Raw genomic sequence first — 16,883 nt, forward strand, 5'->3', positions numbered from 1 at the left:
TTTGCCGCTATCGCGCGGCGCCATGAAGCATGCTCTCTCCGTCACCCGCGAGGCCGATTTCGCCGCCTGGTATCAATCCGTCATCGCCGAGGCCGACATGGCCGAGGAATCGGGCGTCCGCGGCTGCATGGTCATCCGCCCGTGGGGCTATGGCATCTGGGAGCGGTTCCAGCGGCTGCTCGACGATCGCATCAAGGCGACCGGGCATGAGAATTGCTACTTCCCGGTCTTCATCCCGCTCAGCTATTTCGAGCAGGAAGCGAGCCATGTCGAGGGCTTCGCCAAGGAAATGGCGGTTGTCACGCACCACCGGCTGATCGCGGATGGGAAGGGCGGGCTGGTCCCCGATCCCGCCGCGAAGCTGGAAGAGCCGCTGGTCGTGCGCCCGACGAGCGAGACGGTGATCGGCCACGCGTTCGCGCGCTGGGTGCAGTCGTGGCGCGACCTGCCGGTGCTCATCAACCAGTGGGCGAACGTCGTCCGATGGGAGATGCGGACGCGCATGTTCCTGCGCACCGCCGAGTTCCTTTGGCAGGAGGGGCATACCGCGCACGCCACCGCGGACGAGGCGCGCGAGGAGACGCTCAAGATGCTCGAGGTCTACCGCGACTTTGCCGAGAATTGCGTCGCGGTACCCGTGATCGCGGGCGAGAAGCCCGAGAACGAGCGCTTCCCCGGCGCGGTCGGCACGTGGTCGATCGAGGCGATGATGCAGGACGGCAAGGCGCTCCAGGCCGGCACCTCGCATTTCCTCGGCACCAATTTCGCCAAGGCACAGAACATTCGCTTCCAGAATGCCGAAGGGCAATTGGAGCACGCCAACACCACCAGCTGGGGCGTGTCGACGCGGATGATCGGCGCGCTCATCATGGTGCATGGCGACGACGACGGGCTGCGCGTGCCGCCGCGCGTCGCACCGTGGCAGGTGGTGATCGTGCCGATGCTGCGCGACGCGCCCGAGGATGCGGCGCTGGTCGATTATTGCCGCGAACTGCAACAGGCGCTGGCCAGGGAAAGCGCGCTCGGCGAGCCGGTGCGCGCGCTGCTCGACCTGAAGCCGGTGAAGTCGACCACCAAGCGCTGGGGCTGGGTGAAGAAGGGTGCGCCGGTCGTGATCGAGGTCGGCGGGCGCGACATGGCCGCGGGCAACATCTCGGTGATCCGCCGCGATCGCCTGTACCGCGCCGACGGCAAGCTCGACAGCGCGATCGTCGCGCGCGACGGGTTCGCGAGCGGGGTCGCGGCGCTGCTCGCCGAGATCCAGCAGGCGTTGTTCGACCAGGCCAAGGCGCGGCTCGACGCGAACATCACGCCGGCCTCGGATTGGTCGCAGGTCGAGACGCATTTCGCCGAGGGCGCGAAGAACCCGGGCTGGCTGGAGGTGCAATGGTCGCGCCCGACCGGCGCCGCGCTGGAGAAGGTGGTCGAGCGGCTGAAGACGCTGAAGCTGACGCTGCGCAATGCGCCGGAAGGGCAGGCGGCGGCGGACGGCGCGTGCGTCTTCACCGGCGACGCGGCGGTCGAGCGGGTGCTGGTCGGACGGGCGTACTAACCGTCACGCACCTCCAACCGGACCCGGCGCAGGCCGGGGTCCGGTTGGGGAACGTCACCGTGTCGCATAACCGGCGCGTAGCTGGACCCCGGCCTGCGCCGGGGTGACGGTAAGGGGACGGGCGCCCCTTACCTCAGAACCGCGTCCGCAGCGTCAGGCCATAGGTCCGCGGTTCGGCCAGGAACGATGCGAACAGCTGGTTGCCGGTGCCGCCGAACGCCTGCACCTGCTGCTGGCTGCCCGCGCCCTGGAACGGCGCGTTGAACGCGACCTGCTGGTAGTTGGTGTCGAGCAGGTTCTGCGCCCACACCTCCACCGCCCAGCGATCCCGGTCGCCGCGCAGCCCGATGCGCGCGTTCATCACCGTGAACCCGTCCTGCTCCTTCTCGATGAACAGGTCGGAGCCGGTGTTATAGTCCGACACCGTCCGCTGATCGACATAGAACAGCGCCGACAATCCGCTGTCGCCGATCGGCGGGCTCCAGCTGATCGAGCTGGTGATGACGTTGCGCGGCGCGTTCGACATCTGCGATCCCGATAGCAGGAACAGCGCCGGATCGAGCGCCGCGCCGGCGTCCGAGCCGACCAGATTGCGGCGATACTTCGTGTCGGCGAAGGTATAGCCGAGGTTGAAGGCGAGATGTTCGACCGGATAGATCCCGGCCTCCGCCTCGAACCCCTGGCTGACCACGCCGTAGCGCACGTCGCCGGTGCATGCGCCGGTGGCGAGCGAATTGTCGCGATCGGCACCGTTCAGGCTGTCCGAGCACGAGCCGATGTTCTCGACCACGTAATTGGTGCCGTTGAAGGTGTTGAGCTGGAAGTTCTTGAACTCCGACCGGAAGCCGGCGAGGTTGAAGGTGAACTGGCGGCTCGAATATTTCAGCCCGACCTCGTAGGCGTTGACCGTCTCGGGATCGAAGCGCAGCCGGCTGGCGTCGATATTGGCGATCGTCGTCGGCGTATAGGCGTCGCCCAGGTCGGACCGGTCCAGATTGTACCCGCCGGCCTTGTAGCCGCGCGAATAGCTGGCATAGGTCATCAACCGGTCGGTCGGCTTCCAGCTGAGCACCGCGGTGCCGGTCACCTGGTTCTCGCGCAGCTTGTCGCTGATCTGGCGCCCGTTGAGCGCCGCCGACGAATTGCCGGTACACGCCAGCGTCGCGATGCCGCGGGTCAGCGCGGCGAGTTGTGCATTGTTGAACAGTGGGTTGAGCAGCGCCTGGACCTGCGGGCAGACGGTGTTGTTGTTGCCGAACGTCGCGTCGAAGTCCTTCTCCTCGCGGGTCCAGCGCAGGCCTGCGGTGAGCGACAATGTGTCGGTCAGGCGGAAGATGTTGTGCGTGAAGACCGCGAAGCTCTTGCTGTTCTGGTTATAGACGTCGCGCGTCGTGCCGAGGTCGTTGAGCGTCGAGAGCCGGTCGATGGCGGGCAGGATGAGCGCCGCGGCCTGGCCGAAGCCCGCTCCGAGCGCCTGTCGCGCCGTCGCGCCGCCAAGCGCCGCCAGCGGCGTGGTGCCGAGGCAGCCGGGGTTCGCGGGGTTGCGCAGCGCGGCCAGCGGGTTGACGGTCGCGACGATCCGGCACGCCGCGAACGCGCCGTAGTCGCGCCCGAACTTCAGATTGTCGACGACCTGCAGGTCCTCGTTGCTGAAGAAGCCGCCGACCAGCCAGTTGAGCCGGTCGCCGAATGCCTCGCCGTTCAGCCGCAGCTCCTGCGTGAAGGTGTGGAACTGGCGGTAGTTGTTGCCGTCGGCGGGGCGATAGCCGATGTCGAGGACGTTGGCGTCGATGTCGTTCGCGCCGTCGGACTTGTATTCGCGGTAGGCGGTGATCGAGGTCAGCGCCGCGCCGCCCAAATTCCAGTCGATCTGTCCCGACCCGCCATATTCCTTGGTCACGTTCGAATAGGCGCGGCCCGGCGTGAAGGCGATGCGGCGGCTGTACGGATCGTTGCCTGCCGGGAACACGCTGCCCGCGGGATACCCGCGCAGGGCAGCGACCTGTTGCATCACGCTGACGATGCGGTTGCCCGCCGGGTTGATCGCATAGTCACCAGGCACGCCGGGGGTCGGATCGATCTTCTCGCGGGTATCGACATAGACCGCGCCGCAACACTTCTCGTCGCGCCACGTATAATCCCCGATCAGCCGCAGCGAGAAGTCGGGTGACGGCTCCAGCAGCAACTGCCCGCGCACGAACCAGCGGTCGCGATTGTTGTAATCGGTGTCGTTGACCACGTCGCGGTAGAAGCCGTCGCGCTTCGAGGCGACGCCGTCGATCCGGAACGCCAGCAGGTCCTTGATGACCGGGCCGGTCACCGCGCCCGCGACGCGGTAGAAATCGTAATTGCCGTACGTACCCTCGGCATAGCCCCCGAAGTCGAACGACGGCGCCTTGGTATAGATGTTGATCGCGCCCGCCGACGAATTGCGTCCCGACAGCGTCCCCTGCGGCCCGCGCAGCACCTCGATCCGGTCGACTTCGCCCAGGTCGTTGAGCCCCGAGCCGGTGCGGCTGCGGTACACGCCGTCGATGAACACCGCGACCGAGCTTTCGAGGCCGGGGTTGTCGCCGACCGTGCCGATGCCGCGGACGCGCGCGGAGGCATTGGCCTCCGAGCCGGTCGACGAGACGTTGAGCGACGGGGCGAGCTGCGTCATCTGGCGGATGTCGGTGGCGCCGGAATTCTGGAGCGCGTCCTGGCTGACCGCGTTGATCGAGATCGGCACGTCGGCCAGCCGCTCGGCACGGCGCGTCGCGGTGACGACGATGTCGCCGGGGTTGGTGACGGCGGTGTCGCCCGCCTGTGCGGCGGCGGTGGCGGTCTGGCCGGCGACCGCGGCGTTGGTGGTGACGGGGCTGGTCTGGTCCTGTGCGAGCGCCGGCGAGGCCAGCACCGCGGCAACGGTGGACAAAAGCGTGGCGGTACGACGCATGGCGCACTCCTCTCCGATGTGTCCGAACTCTTTGAAGGTTCGGTATCTCGGCAAGGTAGCGCAGACGTGCCCGTCGTCCAGCGTTTTTACGAGGCCGTTGCGTTATTTTTGAAAACCGTGCCCGATCAACACAGAACCGCCGCGCGGGTCAGGCGCGGCGGACGTTACGGCAGGCTGTCGGTTTCCGTCGTTTACTTCGGTGCGAGCACCATCAGCATCTGCCGACCTTCCATACGCGGATAGGCCTCGACCTTCGCGACGTCCTGCACCTGCTCGGCGACTCGCTGCAGCACGTTCATGCCCAGCTGTCCGTGGCTCAGCTCGCGACCGCGGAAGCGCATGGTGACCTTCACCTTGTCGCCCTCCTCGATGAACTCCACCACCTTCTTCATCTTGGTGTCGTAATCGTGGTCGTCGATGTTCGGACGCATCTTGATCTCCTTGATCTCCTGCGTCTTCTGCGACTTGCGGGCGAGGTTCGCCTTCTTCTGCGCCTCGTACTTGAACTTGCCGACGTCGAGGAACTTGGCGACGGGCGGATCGGCGTTGGGGGACACTTCGACCAGGTCGAGCCCGACCTCGCGCGCCTGCTCCATCGCCTCGCGCGTGTACATCACGCCAAGGTTCTCTCCCTCGTGATCGATCACGCGGACCTTGGGGCTCTGGATCCACTCATTGAACCGCGGGCCGTTCATCGGAGGCGCCTGCATCGGCCGGCGCATCATGGGAGGACGTATGGGTATTGCTCCTTTATCGGTTACCCTCTCAATATAGGGCATCGCGTCGTGTTTTGGAAGATAGCTCCCTTCCGCTCCCTCTCCCCTCCGGGGAGAGGGTCGGGGTGAGGGGCCGGGGTCTCGCAGAGCGGTTCGTCTCGGTGAGACCCAGCCCCTCACCCAACCCTCTCCCCGCAGGGGGAGAGGGCTTAAGAGCGCATATCCGGCGCCAGCGCTTCCTCGCGCAACATCTCTACCGCCTCGTCCAGCGTCAGGAACGTCTGCGCCTGGCTTCCCAGTCGCCGCAGCGCGACCTTGCCTTCCTCGGCCTCGCGCTTGCCGACCACCAGCAGGTTCGGGACCTTGGCGACCGAATGCTCGCGCACCTTGTAGTTGATCTTCTCGTTGCGCAGGTCGGTCTCGACGCGGATGCCCGCCGCGCGCAGCTTCGCCGCCACCTCGTGCGCATAATCGTCCGCGTCCGACACGATCGTCGCCACCACCGCCTGCACCGGGCTCAGCCACAGCGGGAAGCGCCCGGCGTGATGCTCGATCAGGATACCGATGAAGCGCTCGAACGTGCCCAGGATCGCGCGGTGCAGCATGACCGGGCGGTGGCGGTTGCCGTCCTCGCCGACGTAGCTGGCGTCGAGCCGGTCGGGCAGCACGCGATCCGACTGGATCGTGCCGACCTGCCACGTCCGGCCGATCGCGTCGGTCAGGTGGAATTCCAGTTTCGGCGCGTAGAAGGCGCCTTCGCCGGGCAGCTCCTCGAACTTGTCCTTGATCGCCTGCGGCAGGTTCGACGCCTGCACCGCCTCGCGCAGCTCCTGCTCCGAGCGGTCCCACATCTCGTCCGAGCCGAAGCGCTTCTCGGGACGCAGCGCCAGCTTCACCGCATAATCGGTAAAGCCGAGATCCTGATAGACCGAGTGCAGCAGCTCGCAGAACCTGCGGACTTCATCGACCAGCTGGTCCTCGCGCACGAAGATGTGCGCGTCGTCCTGCGTGAACTGGCGGACGCGCATGATGCCGTGCAGCGCGCCGTGCGGCTCGTTGCGGTGGCAGCAGCCGAATTCGGCCATGCGGATCGGCAGGTCGCGGTACGACTTGATCCCCTGCTTGAAGATCAGCACGTGCGCCGGGCAGTTCATCGGCTTCAGCGCCATCATGTCGGCATCGCCGCTGATGACCGCGCCCTCATCCTCGGTATTGGGGATTTCGTCGGGGACGACGAACATGTTCTCGCGATACTTGCCCCAGTGGCCGGATTGCTCCCACTGGCGCGCGTCCATCAGCTGCGGGGTCTTCACCTCCGCATAGTCGGCCGCGTCGAGCCGGCGGCGCATATACGCCTCCATCTGCCGCCACAGGAGATAGCCCTTCGGGTGCCAGAACACCGAGCCCTGCGCCTCCGACTGAAGGTGGAACAGGTCCATCTCCGCGCCGATCTTGCGATGGTCGCGCTTGGCCGCTTCCTCCAGCATCGTCAGATGCGCGTCGAGCTGCTTCTTCGACAGCCAGCCGGTGCCATAGACGCGGCTGAGCATCGCGTTCTTCTGGTCGCCGCGCCAATAGGCGCCCGATACGCGCGTCAGCTTGAAGGCGCTCGGGTCGAGCCGCCCGGTCGAGGGCATGTGCGGTCCGCGGCACATGTCGAGCCACTGGCCCTGGCGATAGATCGTCAGCTCCTCGCCATCGGGAAGCTCGGCGGCCCATTCCGCCTTGAAGGTCTCGCCCTGGCGCTGCCACGTCTCGATCAACTGCTCGCGCGACCACACCTCGCGCACGAACGGTTCGTTCTTCGCGATGATGCGGCGCATCTCGGCCTCGATCGCCGGCAGGTCCTCGTCGGTGAACGGCCGGTCCTTGGGCGCGAAGTCGTAATAGAAGCCGTCCTCGGTCGCCGGACCGAAGGTGATCTGCGTGCCGGGATAGAGATGCTGCACCGCCTCCGCCATGACGTGCGCGAAGTCGTGACGCGCGAGCTCCAGCGCATCGGCCTCGTCCTTCTGCGTCACCAGAGCCAGCCGCGCATCCTGCGTCAGCGGGCGCGACAGGTCGCGGAGGTCGCCGTCCACGCGCGCGGCGATCGCCGCCTTGGCGAGCCCCGGTCCGATCGCCGCGGCGATATCGGCAGGCGTGGTGCCGGACGCGACCTCGCGGACCGAACCGTCGGGCAGCGTGATCGAGAGCATTTCCATCGAAAGGGTCTTCCTGCGCAAAGTCGAACCCGCGGCCTAGCGGCGGCGGCGTCCGACGGAAAGGGCGGGGTGGCGACAAAAGGTGAAGAACGCCCGCCCGCGCACCACCCTGACCAGGCGGGCGGGCAAGCGTGCGTCAGGCGCTGACGCGAACGACGCTTGCCTGGCCCGTCCGGCGGGCGGTGGTAGTGAGCGACATCGTCATGGCCGGGATATAACGCGCCCGCGCGTGCCGCGCCAGCCATTCTCCAGACAGCTTGCGCTTCCTATATTCCGGTCATGCCTGCCGACGTCGTCTCCAGCCCGCAATTCTATATCCTGCTCGGCGCGCTGTTCCTGGCGGTGATGGCGGCGCGGCGCATCCCGGTGCTGCGGACGCTGGTCAGCGTGGCGTTGTGGATCGGGGCCGGGTTGCTGCTTTACGCCGCGATCGTCGAGCGCGGCCGCTTCGACCCGCTGTTCGGGCGCGCGGCGGCGGTGCTCGACCTCGACGAGCAGAAGGTGGCGGGCGAGGAAACGCGCATCCGCATGAGCCGCGACGGCCATTTCTACGTCCGGGCGCAGATCGGCGGCGTCGAGCGACGGCTGCTGGTCGACAGCGGCGCGACGATCACCGCGCTGTCCCCCGGTACGGCGGCGGCGGCCGGCGTCGAAGTGAAGCCCGCGGTGTTCCCGGTCGTGCTGAAGACCGCCAACGGCACGATCCGCGCCGACACCGGCGAGGTCGCCGAGCTGCGCTTCGGCAACGTGGTCGCGCGCGATCTGGCGGTCGTGGTGTCGCCGGCGTTCGGCGATGTCGACGTGCTGGGAATGAACTTCCTGTCGCGGCTGAAGAGCTGGCGCGTGGAGGGCCGCACGCTGATCCTGACGCCGCATCATCCGCAGGAGGCGACCGCCTGACGGCCTGCCCCGGCGACCCGCCGCAAGAGAAAGGCGCCGCACACGGCCGTGCTGAGCGTGCCGAAGCACGTGTCTGAAATAAGGCCGGTGTCGCGTCACGCCACGCCGAACGGCACCACGCGGTTCGCCTGCGTATGCCCGATCTCCGCGCGCCCCAGGTAGGGCACCCCCAGGTCGCGGCACCAGCGGGTCATCATCGCCTCCAGCGACTCGCCCCATTCGGGCTCGTTGGCCTGTACCGCCGTCACCGCGCCCAGCCGCACGCCCGCGACGCTGCGCAACTGCGTGGCGTTGCCGAGCGTGAACAGCATCCGGTCGATCGCGTACATCGCCTCCGACACTTCCTCGACGATCAGGACGTGATCCGCCAAGTCGGGGAGGTAGGGCGTCCCGACCAGCGCGGCGAGGATCGACAGGTTGAACGCGGCCGCCGGCCGCCCGTCCAGCCCCGGCTCCAGACCCGCGCGGTCGCGCCGCGCCAGCCAGCCGAGCGCGCGCGCCACCGTCGCGTCGCCGTCATGGCGACGGATGTCGCTCGCCATCGGGCCGTGCACCGGATGCCCGATCCGCCGCGCATAGAGCGCGCCGAGCAGGAAGCCGACATCGGAATAGCCCAGATACGTCTTGGTTCGCGCCGCCGCGCCCAGCTGCGGCATGATCGTCCCCAGCAGCCGGTTCGATCCGTATCCGCCGCGCAGGAACCAGATCGCGTCGAACGCCGGATCGTTGGCATATTGCAGGAACGCCGCCGCGCGCACCGCGTCCGATCCGGCGAAATGGCCGTCCTGCGCATAGCATTGCGGGTGGAAGACCAGGTCGATGTCGGGATAGGCGATCGCGGCGAAGGCCGAGACGGGCGCGATCACGTCCGGATTGGCGACGCTGCTCGCCGCCAGCACCCCGATCCGCATCGCTCGTGTCCTCCCGTTTCTTGGCCGCTTGCCAGCTACCGGCAAAGCGCCGATAGCCCGCGGCCATGCATGACGGCAACGTGTCGGGCCAGCGCTTCTTTCTGGTCGGTATCGGCGGATCGGGAATGATGCCGCTGGCGATGATCCTCCGGGGACGCGGCGCGATCGTCGCGGGCAGCGACCGCGGGCTCGATCAGGGCCGCGTCACGCCCAAGTTCGACGGGCTTCGCGCGCTCGGCATCGAATTGTTCGCGCAGGACGGCAGCGGGGTGTTCTCGCCCGAACAGATCGTCGTCGCCTCCGCCGCGGTCGAGGAAACGGTCGCCGACATCGTCGCCGCGACCGCCCTCGGCTGCCGGCGCCTGTCGCGTGCCGAACTGAACGCCGCCTTGTTCAACGCCGCGGCCCAGCCGATCGGCGTGGCGGGAACCAGCGGCAAGTCGACCGTCACCGGTATGATCGCGACGATCCTCCACCATGCCGGGCGCGACCCGACGGTGATGAACGGGGCGGTGATGAAGGATTTCGCCACCGCCGACCGCCCGTTCGCCAGCGCGCTGGTGGGGCAGGGCGCGCCGTACGTCAGCGAGGTCGACGAGAGCGACGGGTCGATCGCGCTCTATCGCCCGCAGGTAGCGGTGCTCAACAACGTCAGCCTCGACCACAAGTCGCTCGACGAGCTGAACCGGCTGTTCGGCGACTTCATCGGCCATGCGCGCGTCGCGGTGGTCAACGCCGACAATATGGACGCCGCGCGGCTCGCGATGGCTCTGCCGCCCGCGCGGGTCACGCGCTTCTCGCTGGTCGACGACAGCGCCGAGCTGTTCGCGACCGACATGATCGCCGAACCGTCCGCGATCCGCTTCACGTTGGTGCGCGGCGGCGAGCGGATGAGCGTCGCGCTCAAGGTGCCCGGCCGCCACAACGTCGCCAATGCGCTCGCCGCGATCGGCGCGGCGCTCGCGGCGGGCGTGGCGATCGGCGAGGCGGTGGCGGGGGTCGAACGTTTCACCGGACTGCGTCGCCGCTTCGATTTGGTCGGCGAGGCGAACGGCGTCGCGGTGATCGACGATTTCGGCCACAACCCCGACAAGATCGCCGCGACGCTCGACACGCTCCACGCCTTTCCCGGCCGCGTGATCGCGCTGTTCCAGCCGCACGGCTACGGACCGCTCAAGGTCATGCGCGCCGAGCTGGCGGCGATGTTCGCGACGCACCTGCGCGACGACGACCTGCTGGTCCTGCCCGATCCCGTCTACCAGGGCGGCACCGTGTCGCGCGAGGTGACCAGCGCCGACGTGGTCCGCGACGTGACGCTGGCGGGGGGCCATGCGCTGCACATCCCCGACCGTACGGCGGCGGCCGCGCATTGCGTCGCGGAGGCGCGGCCGGGCGATCGCATCGTCGTGATGGGCGCGCGCGACGACACGCTGTCGCTGCTGGCGGCGGAGATGGTGCGGATGCTCGATGTAAAGCGCACTTGACGTAAAGCGCGCTTTACCTGTAAAGCTCCCTTCACATCAGCGAAGGAGAGTCGTGATGGCCGTCGTCCCTGCCATGAAGCGTTACAGCGTTCGCGTCCTTGTGTTGATGACGCTCTATGCGGCTGCGCTCGTCGGCGTGAACCTGTGGTTCCGCCACCAGGCCCGCACGGTCCGATCGCCTTCGCCGCTGCGATCCTGCCCGCGCTGCCGATCGTCGCCATCTTCGCCGTCTACGCGCGGCTGCTGGTCGAGATGCCGGACGAATATGTCCGGATGCTGCTGGTCCGACAGTCGTTGGTGGCAACCGCCTTTGCGCTGTCGATCTGCACGATCTGGGGCTTTCTGGAGGCGTTCGCGCTGGTCCCGCACGTGCAGGCCTATTTCGCCGCCGTGCTGTGGTGCGCCGGGTTAGGTGTCGGCGGATGCATCAATTTTCTGGTCGAGCGACGCGCGGCACGATGACCAACCACCTTCGTTCACTTCGCGCCGAGCGCGGCTGGAGCCAGCAGGAACTCGCCACCCGGCTGGAGGTCAGCCGCCAGAGCGTGATCGCGATCGAGAACGGCCGCTACGACCCGTCGCTGCCGCTCGCCTTCCGCATCGCCGAGACGTTCGGGCTGCGCATCGAGGAGGTGTTCGTCAGTCCCTCCGCCGCCTGACGCGCTTCCCTGACCCGGTGCGCGCGCCTATGTCCGCGCGCATGAGCATCGTCACCTCGCAACCGCCGCGCCCGCGCCTGGCCTATCATCATACCGCCGGCGCCACGCCGACCATCGTCTTCCTGCCCGGCTACGCCTCCGACATGACCGGCAGCAAGGCGGTGGCGCTTGAGGCATGGGCGAAGGCGCAGGGCCGCGCGTTCCTGCGCTTCGACTATGGCGGTTGCGGCGCCAGCGACGGCGCGTTCGAGGACCAGTCGCTCGCCGACTGGCGCGACGATGCGCTGGCGATGGTCGACCATGTCGAGGGACCGGTGGTGCTGGTCGGCTCGTCGATGGGCGGGTGGATCGCGCTGCTGGTCGCGCTCGCGCGCGCCGACCGGGTCGCCGCGCTGGTCGGCATCGCCCCCGCGCCCGACTTCACCGACTGGGGCTTCTCGCAGGACGAGAAGATGTACCTGCTCCAGCACGGCCGGCTCGAACGCCCGAACCCCTATGGCCCCGCGCCCACCGTCTACACCCGTCGCTTCTGGCAATCGGGCGAGGCGAACCGCGTGATGGGCGCCGCGATCGCCTTCGACGGACCGGTGCGCTTCCTGCAAGGACAGCAGGATCCGGACGTGCCGTGGCATCGCACGTGCCGCCTCGCCGAACTGATCCGCTCCCCGCACGTTCAGACGTGGTTGGTCAAGGACGGCGACCATCGGCTCTCGCGCGAGGACGACATCGCGCTGTTGATCCGCGCCGTCGAGGACGTGGTGCCCTGAGGGCGGGAGCGAGACGGTGAAGTATCTGCACACGATGATCCGGGTCAGCGACCCCGATGCGACGATCGCCTTCTTCGAACTGCTGGGATTGAAGGAGGTCCGCCGGATCGAGAACGAAAAGGGCCGCTTCACGCTGATCTTCCTCGCCACCCCGGAGGACATGAACGCGCCGGGCGAGCGCGCCGATGCCGAAGTCGAGCTGACCCACAATTGGGACCCGGAGGAATATACCGGCGGCCGCAACTTCGGCCATCTCGCCTACCGTGTCGACAATATCTACGACACGTGCCAGCGGCTGCTCGACCACGGCCATGTGATCCACCGCCCGCCGCGCGATGGGCACATGGCATTCGTGAAGACGCCCGACGGGATTTCGATCGAGCTGTTGCAGGACGGCACGCTCGACCCCGCCGAACCCTGGCTGTCGATGCCCAACACCGGAAGCTGGTGACATGCTGGAAGTCGTCCGTGTGCCGGTCCTCAGCGACAATTACGCCTGGCTGCTCCACGACGGCACCCGGACGGTCGCGCTCGATCCCGGCGAGGCGCAGCCGCTGCTGGATGCGGCGGCTGCGCGCGGCTGGACGATCGACGCGATCTGGCTGACGCACTGGCACCCCGATCATGTCGGAGGAGCGGCGGCGATCAAGGCGGCGACCGCCGCGCGCGTCATCGGCCCCGCGGCGGAGCGCGCGAAGATCGCGGCGCTCGACGACGGCGTGGGCGAGGGCGACGTCGTGCAGCTCGGCGATCACCGCGCGCACGTCTGGCACGTCCCCGGTCACACCGCCGGCCACATCGCGTTCCACTTCGCCGACGACGCGATCGTGTTCACCGGCGACACGCTCTTCGCGATGGGCTGCGGGCGGCTGTTCGAGGGCACGCCAGCCGAGATGTTCGCCAATATGCAGCGCTACGCCGCGCTCGACGACGCGACGACCGTCTATTGCGGCCACGAATATACGCAGTCCAACGGTCGCTTCGCGCTGACCGTCGAGCCGGACAATCAGGCGCTGGCCGCCCGCATGGCGGAGGTCGACCGCCTGCGCGCCGCCGGCGAGCCGACCGTCCCCACGACGATCGGCATCGAGCGTGCGACGAACCCGTTCCTGCGCGCGCCCGACGCGGCGACGTTCGCCGAACGCCGCTTGCGCAAGGATCAGAGCTAGCGATATGGTATCGCACGTAACCATGCCGGTGACGTGCGGAAGGAAGGAGAGCAAGCGATGCGTTTCCTCATGACCTTCGCCGCGGCGGCGGCGCTCGGCGCGGCCGCGGTGGTCGCCGCCCCCGCGCAAAAGCCCGACAAGCCGGATCGCAACCGGCTCGACTATGAGAAGCTGCTCGCCGGCAAGACCGCCGGCCCGCCGCAGGACTGCATCGACACGCGCTGGACCCGCCCGCAACTGACCGCCTACGACGGCAAGCTGATCTATCGCGTCAGCAAGAAGCTGGTCTATGTCACCGATACGGGCGGCGGCTGCGAGGCGGTGGCGCGCGGCGATGCGATCGTCACGCGGCAGTTCCAGACCCGGCTGTGCCGCGGCGACATCGCGCAGACCGTGAACCTGCCCGCGCGCATCCCCAGCGGCAGCTGTGCGATGGGCGCGTTCGTCCCCTACCGTTCGCAATAGGTGAGCAAGCCATGACCAAGCCGACCGAAGACGATCTGACCGGCGTCGAGACGCGCCGCTCGCCGAAGGCCGAGGTCGATGCGATCGGCGGGCGCAAGCTGAAGCCCGCGACGCTGATGATGGGGCATGGCTACGACCCCGCATTGTCCGAAGGCGCGCTGAAGCCGCCGGTCTTTCTCACCTCCACCTTCGTCTTTCCCAATGCCGCGGCAGGAAAGCGCCATTTCGAGGGCGTGACCGGCAAGCGGCCGGGCGGGGCCGAGGGGCTCGTCTATTCGCGCTTCAACGGGCCCAATCAGGAGATCCTCGAGGACCGGCTCGGCATCTGGGAAGGCGCGGAGGATGCGCTGACCTTCTCCAGCGGCATGTCCGCGATCGCGACGTTGTTTCTGTCGCTGGTCAAGCCCGGCGACACGATCGTCCATTCCGGCCCGCTCTATGCCGCGACCGAGACGCTGATCGCGCGCGTGCTGGGGCGGCTCGGCGTCAACTGGCTCGACTTCCCGGCCGGCGCGACCCGCGAGGAGATCGACGCGGTACTGGAAAAGGCGCACGCCGCCGGCCGCGTCGCGCTGATCTATCTCGAAAGCCCCGCCAACCCGACCAACGCGTTGGTCGACGTGCAGGCGGTGCGCGCCAGCCGCGATGCGATCTTCGGCGACGGCGACGACGTTCCGCCGATCGCGATCGACAACACCTTCCTCGGCCCGCTCTGGTCGCAACCGCTCCGGCACGGCGCCGATGCGGTGGTCTACAGCCTCACCAAATATGCCGGCGGCCATTCCGATCTGGTCGCGGGCGCGGTGCTGGGCGCCAAGCCGCTGATCGACTCGATCCGCGCGATGCGCAACACGATCGGCACGATCTGCGACCCCAACACCGCCTGGATGCTGATGCGCAGCCTGGAGACGCTGGAACTGCGCATGAGCCGCGCCGGCGAGAATGCCGCCAGGGTCTGCGCCTTCCTGCGCGACCACGAAAAGGTCGAGCGTGTCGGCTACCTGGGCTTCCTCGCGGAGGCGGAAGGGCGGCAGGCCGACATCTACCGCCGTCATTGCACCGGCGGCGGCTCGACCTTCTCGCTCTACCTCAAGGGCGGCGAGCCCGAGGCGTTCCGGTTTCTGGACGCGCTCAAGATCGCCAAGCTCGCGGTCAGCCTCGGCGGCACCGAAACGCTTGCCAGCCACCCGGCCGGCATGACGCATCTCTCGGTCGCCGACGCGCGCAAGCAGGCGCTCGGCATCACCGACAACCTCGTCCGCATTTCGATCGGCGTCGAGGACGCCGACGACCTGATCGCCGACATGGAGCAGGCGCTGGCGGCGGTGTAGCGCCGTCGTCATTGCTTCGCTGCGCTCGCAATGACGGACCTGCACTTCTGCGTTCGTGCTGAGCTTGTCGAAGCACGTGCCGCAGACGCCGCCGCACCGGCCATCGACTCACCTCCGCACCTGTGACACACGCCCGCGCAATGGACACATTCGACGCGATCGTGCTGGGCGCGGGCGGGGCAGGGTTGATGGCGGCCGGCGTCGCCGGGCAGCGCGGGCGGCGCGTGGTCGTGCTCGACCATGCCGATGCGCCGGGCAAGAAGATCCTGATCTCCGGCGGCGGGCGCTGCAACTTCACCAACCTGCACACCGCGCCCGACCGCTACCTGTCCGCCAACCCGCATTTCGCCAAGTCGGCGCTCGGCCGCTACACCGCGCGCGACTTCCTCGACATGGTCGAGCGCCACGGCATCGCCTGGCACGAAAAGACGCTCGGACAATTGTTCTGCGACCGCTCCGCGCGCGCGATCGTCGACATGCTGCTCGGCGAGTGCGAGCTGGGCGGGGTGACGCTTCGGCTCGGGCAGCCGCTCGGCGAGATCGGCCACGCCGACGCGCGCTTCACCGTCCGCCACGGCGACCGCACGTACGCCGCGCCCTCGCTGGTGATCGCCACCGGCGGCCCGTCGATCCCGAAGCTGGGCGCGACCGGCATCGCCTATGACATCGCGCGCCGCTTCGGATTGAAGGTGGTGGAGCCGCGCCCCGCGCTCGTCCCGCTGACGCTACCGGGTGACGAGGCTCTATTCCGCGCGCTCTCGGGCGTCGCCACCCCCGTCGTCGCGCGCGCCGGCAAGGCGGCGTTCGCCGAGGCCGCGCTGTTCACCCACCGCGGCCTGTCCGGTCCGGCGATCCTGCAAGCCTCCAGCTACTGGCGGCACGGCGAGACGGTCGCGATCGACTTCCGCCCCGGTGCCGACGCCGGCTGGCTCACCGCCGCCAAGCGCACGCGCCCGCGCACCACGCTCGCGCAGGCGCTCGACCTGCCGTCGCGGCTGTCCGACGCGCTCGCCGAGCGCATCGGGATCGGCGAGCTCGGCGCTGCGACCGACCGCGCGCTCGCCGAGGCCGAGCGCCGCCTCTCCGACTGGCGCTTCCACCCCGACGGCACCGAGGGCTTCGCCAAGGCCGAGGTCACCGTCGGCGGCATCGCCACCGCGGCGCTGTCGTCCAAGACGATGGAGGCGCGCACCGTCCCCGGCCTCTACGCGATCGGGGAGGCGGTCGACGTCACCGGCTGGCTCGGCGGGTACAATTTCCAATGGGCGTGGGCGAGCGGCTGGGCCGCCGGGCAGGCGGTGTAGCGAATCCGGCAGCATCCCGCCCTCCGCCCCCCACGCCGTCATCCCCGCGAAGGCGGGGATCCAGACGCGCAGGTCTTCGTAGGGGGCGCGACGTCAGAGGTTCTGGATTCCCGCCTGCGCGGGAATGACGGAGTCACGGAAAGGAGCCTTTAGCCGCTACCGCGTCGGATCGATCAGATACTTCTCTCCGGTCGCCTTGCGCTCGTAGGCGCGCAGCGTGTCGGCGCTCAGCGCGTCCTTCAACCCGATCGTCGCGGTATAGCGGCTGGCGAAGGTCGTCGTCAGCTCGTCGGCGATCCGCTGCCGCATCCGCGCCGCGACCTCCGCACCGGCCTTCTTCAGCCACGGCGTCAGCAGGAACCCCGACACGCTCCACGTGAACCCGAACTGTTGATTTCCACTGAGAGCTGACCCGGCGAAGGCATAAATTTCCACCGAGAAGTGACCCGTGTCTCAACCTCACCCCGGCGTGCTGTCGGGGGG

General features: G+C 68.3%; 16 protein-coding genes. 11 read left to right on the forward strand and 5 right to left on the reverse strand.

Annotated elements, in window-relative coordinates; translation table 11 throughout:
- Positions 1 to 22 precede the first annotated feature (22 nt).
- Positions 23 to 1,552 carry a proline--tRNA ligase gene (proS, locus tag J2Y58_RS15125; RefSeq protein ID WP_310104695.1) on the forward strand — a complete coding sequence of 510 codons (1,530 nt, stop codon included), beginning with the start codon at positions 23 to 25 and terminating at the stop codon, positions 1,550 to 1,552.
- Between the two features lie 133 nt (positions 1,553 to 1,685).
- On the opposite strand, the gene J2Y58_RS15130 is transcribed toward proS, so the two are convergent.
- From J2Y58_RS15130 to thrS, 3 genes are all read right to left on the reverse strand, one after another.
- Positions 1,686 to 4,490 carry a TonB-dependent receptor domain-containing protein gene (locus J2Y58_RS15130; RefSeq protein ID WP_310104698.1) on the reverse strand — a complete coding sequence of 935 codons (2,805 nt, stop codon included), beginning with the start codon at positions 4,488 to 4,490 and terminating at the stop codon, positions 1,686 to 1,688.
- A gap of 191 nt (positions 4,491 to 4,681) precedes the next feature.
- The gene (gene infC, locus J2Y58_RS15135; protein WP_066490070.1) at positions 4,682 to 5,215 is read right to left on the reverse strand and encodes a translation initiation factor IF-3; all 534 of its coding nucleotides are present in this window, start codon (positions 5,213 to 5,215) and stop codon (positions 4,682 to 4,684) included.
- Positions 5,216 to 5,415: 200 nt separating this feature from the next.
- On the reverse strand, positions 5,416 to 7,404 hold the full coding sequence (thrS, locus tag J2Y58_RS15140; protein ID WP_310104740.1) for a threonine--tRNA ligase: 1,989 nt from the start codon (positions 7,402 to 7,404) through the stop codon (positions 5,416 to 5,418).
- A gap of 285 nt (positions 7,405 to 7,689) precedes the next feature.
- Here thrS and J2Y58_RS15145 point away from each other — a divergent pair, with 285 nt between their 5' ends.
- A complete protein-coding gene (locus J2Y58_RS15145; RefSeq protein ID WP_310104704.1) occupies positions 7,690 to 8,310 on the forward strand; it encodes a TIGR02281 family clan AA aspartic protease in 621 nt (206 codons plus the stop codon).
- 95 nt (positions 8,311 to 8,405) lie between these two features.
- Here the strand turns inward: J2Y58_RS15145 and J2Y58_RS15150 are convergent, their stop codons facing one another.
- Positions 8,406 to 9,221: an LD-carboxypeptidase gene (locus tag J2Y58_RS15150; protein ID WP_310104708.1), complete on the reverse strand. Its 816-nt coding sequence runs from the start codon at positions 9,219 to 9,221 to the stop codon at positions 8,406 to 8,408.
- A 65-nt stretch (positions 9,222 to 9,286) separates the two neighbouring features.
- Here J2Y58_RS15150 and J2Y58_RS15155 point away from each other — a divergent pair, with 65 nt between their 5' ends.
- From J2Y58_RS15155 to J2Y58_RS15195, 9 genes are all read left to right on the forward strand, one after another.
- Positions 9,287 to 10,705, forward strand: a complete 1,419-nt coding sequence (locus J2Y58_RS15155; RefSeq protein WP_310104711.1) for a glutamate ligase domain-containing protein — start codon at positions 9,287 to 9,289, stop codon at positions 10,703 to 10,705.
- A 144-nt stretch (positions 10,706 to 10,849) separates the two neighbouring features.
- Positions 10,850 to 11,167, forward strand: a complete 318-nt coding sequence (locus tag J2Y58_RS15160; RefSeq protein WP_310104713.1) for a hypothetical protein — start codon at positions 10,850 to 10,852, stop codon at positions 11,165 to 11,167.
- On the forward strand, positions 11,164 to 11,364 hold the full coding sequence (locus J2Y58_RS15165) for a helix-turn-helix transcriptional regulator (RefSeq protein WP_310104716.1): 201 nt from the start codon (positions 11,164 to 11,166) through the stop codon (positions 11,362 to 11,364). The genes J2Y58_RS15160 and J2Y58_RS15165 overlap by 4 nt, the downstream gene beginning before the upstream one ends.
- 41 nt (positions 11,365 to 11,405) lie before the next feature.
- Positions 11,406 to 12,131, forward strand: coding sequence for an alpha/beta hydrolase (locus J2Y58_RS15170; RefSeq protein ID WP_310104719.1), 726 nt, complete (start codon positions 11,406 to 11,408; stop codon positions 12,129 to 12,131).
- 16 nt (positions 12,132 to 12,147) lie between these two features.
- Positions 12,148 to 12,582, forward strand: a complete 435-nt coding sequence (locus J2Y58_RS15175; RefSeq protein ID WP_310104721.1) for a VOC family protein — start codon at positions 12,148 to 12,150, stop codon at positions 12,580 to 12,582.
- 1 nt (position 12,583) lies between these two features.
- Entirely contained in the window at positions 12,584 to 13,300 is a 717-nt protein-coding gene (gloB, locus tag J2Y58_RS15180; protein ID WP_310104723.1) for a hydroxyacylglutathione hydrolase, read from the forward strand.
- Between the two features lie 57 nt (positions 13,301 to 13,357).
- Positions 13,358 to 13,765 (forward strand): hypothetical protein, encoded by a 408-nt coding sequence (locus J2Y58_RS15185; RefSeq protein ID WP_310104724.1) that lies wholly within the window; start codon positions 13,358 to 13,360, stop codon positions 13,763 to 13,765.
- 11 nt (positions 13,766 to 13,776) lie between these two features.
- A complete protein-coding gene (locus tag J2Y58_RS15190; RefSeq protein ID WP_310104725.1) occupies positions 13,777 to 15,096 on the forward strand; it encodes a cystathionine gamma-synthase family protein in 1,320 nt (439 codons plus the stop codon).
- 140 nt (positions 15,097 to 15,236) lie between these two features.
- Positions 15,237 to 16,400, forward strand: coding sequence for an NAD(P)/FAD-dependent oxidoreductase (locus J2Y58_RS15195; protein ID WP_310104727.1), 1,164 nt, complete (start codon positions 15,237 to 15,239; stop codon positions 16,398 to 16,400).
- Positions 16,401 to 16,556: 156 nt separating this feature from the next.
- On the opposite strand, the gene J2Y58_RS15200 is transcribed toward J2Y58_RS15195, so the two are convergent.
- Entirely contained in the window at positions 16,557 to 16,769 is a 213-nt protein-coding gene (locus J2Y58_RS15200; RefSeq protein ID WP_310104728.1) for a hypothetical protein, read from the reverse strand.
- Positions 16,770 to 16,883 lie beyond the last annotated feature (114 nt).

Source organism: Sphingomonas sp. BE138, from assembly GCF_031456125.1.
In the GTDB taxonomy this organism is placed as follows: Bacteria; Pseudomonadota; Alphaproteobacteria; order Sphingomonadales; family Sphingomonadaceae; genus Sphingomonas.